The organism is Gymnodinialimonas phycosphaerae, assembly GCF_019195455.1.
Classification (GTDB): Bacteria; Pseudomonadota; Alphaproteobacteria; order Rhodobacterales; family Rhodobacteraceae; genus Gymnodinialimonas; species Gymnodinialimonas phycosphaerae.
In genome coordinates, this window is record NZ_JAIMBW010000001.1 from 3,778,299 (window position 1) to 3,788,064 (window position 9,766).

Annotated in this window: 14 protein-coding genes; 2 read left to right on the forward strand and 12 right to left on the reverse strand. The window is 64.5% G+C overall.

The genetic code is table 11. From position 1 onward, the window contains the following. Positions 1-30: 30 nt before the first annotated feature. Positions 31-861 (reverse strand): tRNA (guanosine(37)-N1)-methyltransferase TrmD, encoded by an 831-nt coding sequence (trmD, locus tag KUL25_RS18910; RefSeq protein ID WP_257894316.1) that lies wholly within the window; start codon positions 859-861, stop codon positions 31-33. 299 nt (positions 862-1,160) lie between these two features. Between trmD and KUL25_RS18915 the strand changes: the two genes are divergently transcribed. Both KUL25_RS18915 and KUL25_RS18920 read left to right on the forward strand, forming a co-directional pair. Continuing rightward, positions 1,161-2,093 (forward strand): ABC transporter ATP-binding protein, encoded by a 933-nt coding sequence (locus KUL25_RS18915; RefSeq protein WP_257894317.1) that lies wholly within the window; start codon positions 1,161-1,163, stop codon positions 2,091-2,093. After that, complete coding sequence (locus KUL25_RS18920; RefSeq protein WP_068364006.1) at positions 2,090-2,851, forward strand: ABC transporter permease; 762 nt, start codon at positions 2,090-2,092, stop codon at positions 2,849-2,851. Before KUL25_RS18915 ends, KUL25_RS18920 begins: the two co-directional genes overlap by 4 nt. A 172-nt stretch (positions 2,852-3,023) precedes the next feature. Here the strand turns inward: KUL25_RS18920 and rimM are convergent, their stop codons facing one another. The 11 genes from rimM to KUL25_RS18975 all read right to left on the reverse strand — a co-directional run bounded on the left by rimM (position 3,024) and on the right by KUL25_RS18975 (position 9,627). Continuing rightward, positions 3,024-3,587 carry a ribosome maturation factor RimM gene (gene rimM / locus KUL25_RS18925; protein WP_257894318.1) on the reverse strand — a complete coding sequence of 188 codons (564 nt, stop codon included), beginning with the start codon at positions 3,585-3,587 and terminating at the stop codon, positions 3,024-3,026. Between the two features lie 14 nt (positions 3,588-3,601). Continuing rightward, positions 3,602-3,805 (reverse strand): hypothetical protein, encoded by a 204-nt coding sequence (locus KUL25_RS18930; RefSeq protein WP_257894319.1) that lies wholly within the window; start codon positions 3,803-3,805, stop codon positions 3,602-3,604. Between the two features lie 6 nt (positions 3,806-3,811). Beyond that, a complete protein-coding gene (gene rpsP, locus KUL25_RS18935) occupies positions 3,812-4,231 on the reverse strand; it encodes a 30S ribosomal protein S16 (protein ID WP_257894320.1) in 420 nt (139 codons plus the stop codon). Between the two features lie 40 nt (positions 4,232-4,271). Further along, positions 4,272-4,571, reverse strand: coding sequence for a chorismate mutase (locus tag KUL25_RS18940; RefSeq protein ID WP_257894321.1), 300 nt, complete (start codon positions 4,569-4,571; stop codon positions 4,272-4,274). Beyond that, the gene (locus KUL25_RS18945) at positions 4,568-5,032 is read right to left on the reverse strand and encodes a GNAT family N-acetyltransferase (RefSeq protein ID WP_257894322.1); all 465 of its coding nucleotides are present in this window, start codon (positions 5,030-5,032) and stop codon (positions 4,568-4,570) included. Before KUL25_RS18945 ends, KUL25_RS18940 begins: the two co-directional genes overlap by 4 nt. Beyond that, positions 5,029-5,535 (reverse strand): GNAT family N-acetyltransferase, encoded by a 507-nt coding sequence (locus KUL25_RS18950; RefSeq protein ID WP_257894323.1) that lies wholly within the window; start codon positions 5,533-5,535, stop codon positions 5,029-5,031. Before KUL25_RS18950 ends, KUL25_RS18945 begins: the two co-directional genes overlap by 4 nt. Further along, a complete protein-coding gene (locus KUL25_RS18955) occupies positions 5,532-6,056 on the reverse strand; it encodes a GNAT family N-acetyltransferase (protein ID WP_257894324.1) in 525 nt (174 codons plus the stop codon). Before KUL25_RS18955 ends, KUL25_RS18950 begins: the two co-directional genes overlap by 4 nt. Beyond that, the gene (locus tag KUL25_RS18960) at positions 6,053-6,586 is read right to left on the reverse strand and encodes a GNAT family N-acetyltransferase (protein WP_257894325.1); all 534 of its coding nucleotides are present in this window, start codon (positions 6,584-6,586) and stop codon (positions 6,053-6,055) included. The genes KUL25_RS18955 and KUL25_RS18960 overlap by 4 nt, the downstream gene beginning before the upstream one ends. 97 nt (positions 6,587-6,683) lie before the next feature. Beyond that, complete coding sequence (gene ffh, locus KUL25_RS18965) at positions 6,684-8,192, reverse strand: signal recognition particle protein (protein WP_068364022.1); 1,509 nt, start codon at positions 8,190-8,192, stop codon at positions 6,684-6,686. Positions 8,193-8,462: 270 nt separating this feature from the next. Beyond that, a complete protein-coding gene (locus KUL25_RS18970; protein ID WP_257894326.1) occupies positions 8,463-8,969 on the reverse strand; it encodes a hypothetical protein in 507 nt (168 codons plus the stop codon). 79 nt (positions 8,970-9,048) lie between these two features. Beyond that, positions 9,049-9,627: an FMN-dependent NADH-azoreductase gene (locus KUL25_RS18975; RefSeq protein WP_257894327.1), complete on the reverse strand. Its 579-nt coding sequence runs from the start codon at positions 9,625-9,627 to the stop codon at positions 9,049-9,051. Positions 9,628-9,766: the final 139 nt, after the last annotated feature.

Sequence of the window (9,766 nt, forward strand, 5' to 3'; positions counted from 1 at the left end):
TAGAGCCAAGAAAAAAGTCCCGCACTGCACTTACTGATCCGTTTCAGCACTTGGTGTGTGTGCCGCCCATAAATCCGGTCGCCGCGCCTGGGTCAGCGCCTCGGCCTGTTCTTTCCGCCACGCCGCGACTTTCCCGTGGTCACCTGACAGCAACACCGGTGGGATCTCATGCCCGCGCCAGTTGGCAGGCTTGGTGTATTGGGGGTGTTCGAGCAGGCCGTCGGAGAAGCTCTCTTCTTGTGTCGACTCCGCATTGCCCAACACGCCGGGGATCAGGCGGGTGGTGGCGTCGAGGACCAGTTGCGCGGCGATCTCTCCGCCCGTGAGCACGGCGTCACCGACGCAGATTTCTTCCATGCCGTAGTGGTCAATCACCCGTTGGTCGAGGCCTTCGAAGCGGCCGCAGACCAGCGTCATGCCTTTGCATCCCGCGAACCGCTCGGCATCGGCTTGGGTGAAGGGTTTGCCGCGTGGCGTCAAATAGACAATCGGCCACTCGGCCCGATCCGCAGGCGTGCCAGCCCCGGCCATATCCAGCGCGCGCGCCATGACGTCGGGCTTCAGGACCAGACCCGCGCCGCCGCCGGCGGGGGTGTCGTCCACCTGCCGATGCTTGCCGACACCAAAGGTGCGCAAATCCACCGTCTCCAAGGCCCACAGGCCCTTTTGCAGGGCCTTGCCCGTCAGGGACGCGCCAAGGACGCCGGGGAACGTCTCCGGGAAAAGCGTGATGACCTTGGCGCACCAGGCTTTGGCAAGGCGGGGGCGGTCGGTCATCAACTCGCGCGGTTTCAGGCTGGCCGATTGGGACAGCCGTCCATGAGATCTGGAGGGGGGGGGTTTGGCAGGAGGGTGTGTCATCCCGCCCGTCTACGCGGGCGGGCGGGGGCGATCAATTACTTCTCGTCTCTGGCCTTCATGGCGCGCATGACAAGCAGGGTGATGACGGAAACGACGGCGCCGACGGCGGCATAAACGAAAAGCATTCTGAAATTCCTATGCAGAGGCAAGTGAGGCTGTCTGTGTAAGCCCCGGGGGCTGGACGCCAAACGGAGAGAAACCCGCAGTCCGTGCGTTTGCGCGCAGATGTATCGCATAGGTGCACCTTGTGGCACGCGGTGTAGCGCCCTAGATTGCTCGCTCGCGCAAGGAGGCCTCCCATGACATCCATCCTATCAGTTGATCGCCTGACCAAGACCTACGACGGCGGCTTCACGGCGCTGGATGCGGTGTCGCTGGAGATCAACGAGGGCGAGATCCTGGCCCTGCTCGGCCCCAATGGTGCGGGGAAAACCACCCTGATTTCAACGATCTGCGGGATCGTGCAACCCACATCTGGCACGGTGTCCGTGGGGGGGCACGACACGCAGGAAAACTACCGCGAGGCGCGCAAGCTGATTGGCCTCGTGCCACAAGAGATCAATCTGGAGCCGTTTGAAAAGGTGATCAACACGGTCCGTTTTTCGCGCGGGTTGTTCGGGAAGCCGCGCGACGATGCCTATCTGGAAAAAATCCTGCGGCAGCTGTCTTTGTGGGACAAGAAGGACGACGCGATCCGTACGCTGTCGGGCGGCATGAAACGGCGGGTGCTGATCGCAAAGGCGCTGTCCCACGAGCCGCGCGTGCTGTTCCTGGATGAGCCGACGGCAGGTGTCGACGTGGAATTGCGCCGCGACATGTGGGAAATCGTGCGCGACCTCAGCGACAGCGGCGTCACGATCATCCTGACAACCCATTACATCGAAGAGGCCGAGGCGATGGCCGACCGGGTTGGCGTGATCAACAAGGGCCGTATCCTGCTGGTGGAAGAGAAGGGCGACCTGATGGCGCGGATGGGCCAGAAGGAATTGCGCCTTGATCTGACCGATGCCGTCGATACCGTTCCCGCGGCGCTGACCAGCTTCGATCTGGAGCTGGAGCCGGGCGGCACCCGCCTGATCTACCGCTATGACACGCGCGCAGAGCGCACCGGGATCGTCCGGCTTCTGACCGCCTTGCAGGCCGAGGGCTTGCACGTGTCCGACGTGGAAACCAAGCAGAGCAGCCTGGAGGAAATCTTCGTGGGCCTCGTCAAGGAAGGAGAGGGCGCATGAACCTTCAAGCCATTCGGTCCATCTACGTCTTCGAGATGGCGCGCACGTTCCGCACGCTGGCGCAATCCATCGTCTCGCCGGTCCTGTCCACGTCACTTTACTTCATCGTGTTCGGCACGGCGATCGGGTCGCGCATCGACCAGGTCGAAGGCGTCAGCTATGGCGCGTTCATCGTGCCGGGCCTGATCATGCTAACGGTGTTGACCCAGTCGATTTCCAACGCCAGCTTCGGCATCTACTTCCCCAAGTTCATCGGCACGATCTACGAGCTGCTGTCCGCGCCCGCGAGCTTTCTGGAGATCACGGCGGGCTACGTGCTGGCGGCGGCGACCAAGAGTTTCACGATCGGGTTGATCATCCTCGGCACCGCGTTCTTCTTTGTGGATTTGCAGATCATGCATCCCCTGTGGATGCTGACGTTCCTTGTCCTCACCTGCCTGAGCTTCAGCCTGTTTGGCTTCATCATCGGCATCTGGGCGCAGAATTTCGAGCAGTTGCAGCTGATCCCGCTGCTGGCCGTCACGCCCCTCGTGTTCCTTGGGGGGGCGTTCTACTCCATCTCGATGCTGCCTGAATCCTGGCAAACGGTGACGCTGTTCAACCCGGTGGTCTACCTGATCTCGGGGTTTCGGTGGAGCTTCTTCGGGGTGGCCGACGTGGCACTGGGGTGGTCCATCGTGGCGATCCTGGGCTTCACGGGGACCTGCATCTTGGTGATCGGCTGGATCTTCAAGACCGGCTGGCGCATTCGGGCCTAAACGGTAGGCGTAAGCGGTTGGCCTGAGCGGTTGACGTGAGGGATTGGCGTGAGCGGTTGGCGTGAGGGATTGCGCCGCCTGCGGCGTCGCCAGAGCAAGGGGGTTTTACCCCCTTGGACCCCCAGAGTTTTCAGGCAAGATGAAAGGGACCCCCGTGGAGACTGGGTGTGCCCTAGTCGAAGTCCTGGCCCAGTGGCGGGGTGCTGGGCGTGTCCGGTTTTTCGCCGCCGATCAGCCCCTCGGGCATGTCGACGATTGCCCGGCCCGCGGCGAGGTCCACGGTGGGAACGGCGGCCAGCGTGAAGGGGACCAGGAGGCCAGAGCCAAGGCCCGGTCCGCTGATCTCGATGATGTCGCCTGCGCCGTGATTGGCCACCGAGGCGATCTTGCCCAGGATCTCACCGCCGGTGTCGAGGACCGTAAGGCCGACAAGGTCGGCGTGGTAGAATTCATCATCGGGAAGTGACGGCAGGGCCGCGCGGGGGGCGTAAAGCCGAACGCCGCGCAGGGCGTCGGCGTCTTCCTTGGTTTTCACGCCCGACAGCATCGCCGCATAGCCGGATTTCACCGGGCGCGTCAGTTCGACGGTATAGGAGGCCGCGCCATCCTCGGTCGAGAGGGGGCCGTAGGAGGCGATGTCAGACGGCTCGGCGCAGAAGCTTTTCAGGCGCACTTCGCCGCGCACACCAAACGATCCGGAGATCGCGCCAACACAAACGTGGTCGGGATTGGCCATGGGAACCTCCGGTGTCAGGTGACGGTATGGGTCTGGGGGCCGCGGACCTCTGGCAAAGGGGGCGGACGAGATGAGAGGCGCAGGACGACAGTCATGCCGATAAGGGCCGGCAGGGACAGGGCGCAAAGCCCCGCCCCCAGCCAGCGGATCGTCTTTCGCCCGGAGGCCACCATCAGGACCAGCCCGATGGTGACGCCAAGGCCAAGAAGCCCCAGCACGTGGGCTTACTCTTCTGCGGCGGCTTCTTCGGCTGCTGCAGGCTCTTCTGCCGGGGCCTCTGCCGGGGCGGCGGCGGCCTCAGCGGCGGCGGCTGCCTTGGCGGCTTTCTCTTCGGCACGCTCGACGGCTTTCTTGCCGGGCTGCGCTTTCTTCATGTTGGCGCGCTCTTTCTTGGGCGTGACGCCAGCGGCTTCCAGGAAGCGGCTCACGCGGTCGGTGGGCTGTGCGCCCTGGTCCAGCCAATGCTGCACGCGCTCCATGTCCATTTTCACGCGCTCTTCGCTGTCCTTGGGCAGAAGGGGGTTGTAGGTGCCGAGCTTCTCGATGAAGCGGCCGTCGCGGGGCATGCGGCTGTCGGAGGCGACGATGCGGTAGAACGGACGCTTCTTGGAGCCGCCGCGGGCGAGACGAATTTTCATGGCCATTGTGTAGTTTCTCCTAGTGAATTTGATCGGGCTCTGGCCCTCAGGATTGGTGTTGTTCGTGGTGTCGAATGACTTCATCGATGACGAAGCGCAGGAGTTTTTTGGCGAATTCCGGGTCCAGATCGGCCCGGTTTGCCAAATCTTCTAACCGCGCGATCTGGGTCGCTTCACGCGACGGATCGGACGGGGGAAGGTCGTGTTCGGCCTTGAGGCGGCCGACCGCTTGGGTGTGCTTGAACCGCTCACCCAGGGTGTAGATCAGGATCGCATCAAGGCGGTCGATGCTTTCGCGGTGGCCGCGCAAGATCTCGGCCGCGCGGGCGGCGGTGTCTTGGGTCATGATGCTCTCCATAGGTGGTCCCAGACGTCGCAGGTGGCACTATGAGCTGCGGCTTGGCCCGTAGGCACGGCCCCCAGCTTCTGGGCCACGCGCTGGGACGCGGTGTTGGTTCGGGTGATGTAGCTGACAAGGCGGGGCGCATGCACATGGGCAATCGCCCAGTCGCGTACGGCGCGCGCGGCCTCGGGCGCGTAGCCCGCGCCGCGGTGGCCGTCATAGGTGTTCCATGCCAGTTCCAGATCGGCGTGTTCGGGGCGGTAATGCACGGCGACATTGCCCACCGCCGTGTCGCCTTTGCGGGCGATGAACCAGCCGAAGCCCTTCACGACCCAGTGGCCGATGTCGCCGGTGAACGCGTCCCACGCCTTGCTGGCATCGTCGCCGTGCCAACGCTCATAGAGGGGCCAATCGGCGGCGCTGACGGGGCGCAGGGTCAGGCGATCTGTGGTGAGCGTTGTCATGCCGCGACCTCCGCCGGGGCCGGGTGCCGGAAGACCAGCGCATCGGGGTTGGGGTGGAGTGCTTCCGCATCGCGGGTGCAGCCAAGACGCTCGGCCAGCGCGATGGAGCGGGCGTTGTCGCGGTGGATGTAGCTGACGGCGGTGGACCATCCGAGCGGGCCATAGCATTGCATGCGGACGGCGCGCGCCGCCTCGAACGCGTAGCCCTTGCCCTCATATCCGTCCCAGATCAGCCAGCCGATTTCCTTCTCGGGCCAGCCCGCCGGATACCAGCAGCCGACAAGCCCTATCGGCGTACCCTCCAGCGTCACCGTCCACATGCCGAAGCCATGCAGGGCCCAGTGGCCGAACTCGGCGGCGAAGACCATCCACGCCTGTTTTTCGTCCTTCGGCCCGCCGGTGTAGGCAGCCCGCTCGCTTGCGAAGTAATCGCGGAAAGCGGGCCAGTCCGCTGCCTCGGGGCCGCGCAGGGTCAGCCGCTCTGTGTGCAACACGGGGATCATGCCAGCACCTCCTCGGGGGAGGGGTGGCGCCAGATGTCCATGGTCCCAAAGACACCGTGTTCAAACGACCCTTCGCGGTGGCAACCAAGCTTTTCGGCCAGCGCGATGGAGCGGCTATTCGCAGCGTTCACGAAGCTTGCGGCGGTCGTCCAGTCCAGCGTCTGGTAGGCGAAATCGCGCGCCAGCAGGGTCGCCTCGTAGGCGTATCCCTCGCCTTCGCCGGCCTCGAACATCGTCCACGCGATCTCGGGCTCGGGCCAGTCGACGGGGCAGAGCGGGCCGACAATGCCAAGGGCCACGTCTTCATTCCCGGTCTCGGCCACGATCCAGCGGCCATAGCCGCGCAGGTGCCAATGGCCGATCATCGCGGCAAGGTATTGCCAGCTTTGCGCCTCGGTCGAGGGGCCGCCGACGAAGGCCGCGCGGTCCGACGCGCGGAAGGCGGCGATGGCCTCGAAATCCCCGAGGGAGGGCGCGCGGAGCGTCAGGCGCTCGGACAGGAGGGTGGGGATCATCATCATGCCGACACCTGCCGGGGCAGAAGATAGACGTCGCGCGTGACGCCATCGGGGAAGACCACGCGCCGGTCAAGCGTACCGCCGAGGCGTTTGGCAAGCGCGTGGGCTGCCGAGTTGCCATCGCGCATGTGGGTCTCGACCCGCGGCCAGCCAAGCACCGTGTAGGCCCACTCGATGATCGCGCGGCTCGCCTCGGTCGCGTAGCCGGTCCCGCGTGCGTCGGGCATCAGCCACCAGGTCAATTCGTGGCTTGGCCAATCATCGGGGTGCGCGAGGCCCGCGCCACCCACGAAGGCGCCGTCGCCGGTCCGACGCACGGAGAATACCCCGAAACCCTTGTTCGCCCAATGGGTGATATTGCGGTCAAGGATGCCCGCCACCTCGGCGTCGCTGCGTCCGCCGCGATAGTTCCCGACCAACACGTCGGATACGGCGTAGAAACGGCGATAGTCGACAAGGTCCGCCGCCACGGCAGGGCACAGGGTCAGACGCTCGGTCGTGAGCGTGAAGTTATCCACAAGGTGAAGGGTCATGGCCGCACCTCGACAGATATCGCCAAAGTGCAATAGTCCACGCATGGTGCTGCGGATAACCCTGTGGATTGGGTTGATATGTGCAGGTGCACGGCTGTCACTTCTTCTTGCCCAGCCCGCTCAGGTCGCCGCCCAAACCACCGGGGCCGCCCAGGCCCGGCAAACCGCCGCCTGCGCCCATCTGCTTGGCCGCCTTCTCCAGCGCGCGTGCGTCCATGCCGCCCATGTCGCCCATGCCCGCAGGCATGCCGCCACCCTTGCCCATGAGCGCGCCGAGGCCGCCGCGCATCAGGCCTTTCTTGCCCATCTTGCCCATCTTCTTCATCGCGTCCGCCATCTGGCGGTGCATCTTCAGCAGCTTGTTGAGGTCAGACACCTCTTGACCCGCGCCCTTGGCGATGCGCTTCTTGCGCGAGGCCTGCAGCAGGGCGGGATTGGCGCGCTCGCGTTTGGTCATGGACTGGATCAAGGCGATCTGACGGACGATGGTCTTGTCGTCAAAACCGGCCTCTTCGATCTGCTTCGACATCTTGGCCATGCCGGGCATCATACCCATCATGCCCTGCATGCCGCCCATCTTCTGCATCTGGTCCAGCTGCCCCTTCAGGTCGTTCATGTTGAACTGACCCTTCTGGAAGCGCTTCATCATGCGCTCGGCCTGTTCGGCCTCCAGGGTTTCCTGCGCCTTCTCGACCAGCGCCACGATGTCGCCCATGCCAAGGATGCGGCCCGCGATGCGTTCCGGCTCGAACGTTTCGATGGCGTCCATCTTCTCGCCGAGGCCGACGAAGCGGATCGGCTTGCCGGTGATCTCGCGCATCGACAGCGCCGCACCGCCGCGCCCGTCGCCGTCCATCCGCGTCAGCACGACGCCGGTGACGCCGATCTTGTCGTCGAATTCCGTGGCGACGTTCACCGCGTCCTGACCGGTCAGACCGTCGACGACCAGAAGCGTCTCACGCGGGTTGGCCACGTCGCGTACCGCCGCCGCCTGCGCGATCAGTTCCGCGTCGATGTGCAACCGGCCCGCCGTGTCGAGCATATAGACATCGTAGCCCGCCAGCGAGGCCTGCGTCTTGGCGCGCTTGGCGATTTGCACGGGGTCCTCGCCGGGGACAATCGGCAGGGTGTCAACGCCGATCTGCATACCCAGAATGGCCAACTGCTCCATCGCCGCCGGGCGGTTGGTGTCAAGCGACGCCATCAACACCTTCTTGCCCTCACGCTCTTTCAACCGCTTCGCAAGCTTGGCCGTCGTCGTCGTCTTGCCCGAGCCTTGCAGGCCGACCATCAGGATCGGCGCGGGGGGATTGTCGATCTTCAACGCGCCGGGGTCGCCCTCACCACGCAGGGTGGCGATCAGCTCGTCATGGACGATCTTGACGACCTGTTGGCCGGGCGTGATCGACTTGGTGACAGCAGCGCCCGTGGCCTTCTTCTCCACGTTCTTGATGAAGCTGCGCGCGACGGGCAGGGAAACATCGGCCTCCAGCAGGGCCACGCGCACTTCGCGCAGGGCGGTGCGGACGTCATCCTCGGACAACGCACCCTGCTTGGTGAGGCGGTCGAAGACGCCGGAAAGGCGTTCAGAGAGGTTCTCAAACATGGGCGCGGCCCCTTTTCTACGATCCGGTCAAACCCATGAAGTGGGGCTTTGCGGCCAAATCCCCAAGTCCCAGGCGGGCGTCAAATGCAAAACAACCCCCGTGGGCGAAACTCGCTGACGGGGGGCGATCCTACGAACGCGCGCGGGACCGGGAAGCTTGGCTTTCCGGCTATTGTGGCGGGGGATAGGGGCAAACGCGGGGGGAGTCAATCATTCGGACGCCCGGCCTATCGGGTCTGCGGGCGGTCCATCCGGTTCGGGGACGCACCCTCAGATACACTCGACCGTCAGGTCAATCACATCGCCCGCCAGCATATCTCCATCGGCATGGAGCATGAACGCACGGCGCAGATTCATCTCGTCCCATTCGACCTGCATGACCGGGGGCGTCGCGGTGGGGCGCGTGCCGGGCGGGCCAAACAGGGTCAGGGCCATCGGGCCGTCAAAATCCTGACCCGCGAAAGAGAAGCCTTCGACGTCATGGGCATAGACGCCCACCAGATCGGCCGCCGACCCGCGCGAGGTGGTGATAAGCGTCCAGATCTCGCCGGTGATCCCGTCACCGATGGTCATCTGACCGGTCGCGTAATGGGCCATCGTGCCGCCTTCTTGCCGAAACGTCTGACCGCTGGTCACGAATTCCGCCGATCCGGGCAGTTCCGTGCCCGGGCGGATCAAGCCCACGCCCTGGGTGACCTCGATGGTGAATTCCAAGGTGCAGGTCTGCGCGCTGGCCGGCGTCGCGAGGCAGAGGGCGATGAGAGCGAAGATGCGCATGGCCTCGACGCTAGCATACGAGATGCAGAGCGCAAAGCGCGGGGAACGACAGGTCCCCCGCGCCGCCGCCATGGGTGGACTACGCCGCCAGCGCGCCGATTTGGTCTTGGGCGGTTTTCATCGCCGCGTCTGCGTCAACCATCAGGCGGTCGGCTGTTACGACATCGATGGCGGTGATGCCGATGAACCCCAGCACATGGCGCATGTAGTTGGTGGCGAAATCGATGTCAGAACCCGATTCCGTGCCGCCCGATGCAATGACCAACACCGCGCGTTTGCCTTCCAGCAGGCCCTTTGGCCCGGTCTCGGAATACTGGAAGGTGACGCCCGCGCGGGCGACCTGATCCACCCAGGCTTTCAGGGCGGCGGGGACGCCGAAATTGTAGATCGGCACGCCGATCACCAGCGTGTCAGCGGCCTTGATCTCGGCCACCAGCGTATCGGACAAGGCCAGCGTCGCGGCTTGTTCGGGCGTGCGTTGGTCGGCAGGCGTGAAGTTGGCACCGATCCACGCCTCCTCAAGTAGCGGGATGCCTGTGGCAAGGTCACGGGTGGTGACAGTGGCGGCGCCCATCTGTGTGATGATCTGGTCCGTCAGATCGCGGGAGACAGAGCCCGCCCGGCGGGCGGAGGCGTCGATGCGAAGAATATGGGTCATGGGGGTTGGATCCTGTTGCGTCAGTGAAGTCGATAGAAATCGATGTGGACCTTCACTTTGGTTCACACAATCTGTGATTTTGCGAATGTTCTGCGCGTAAATGCACAGACCAGCGACCCATTGCTTTTGCGGAGCCATG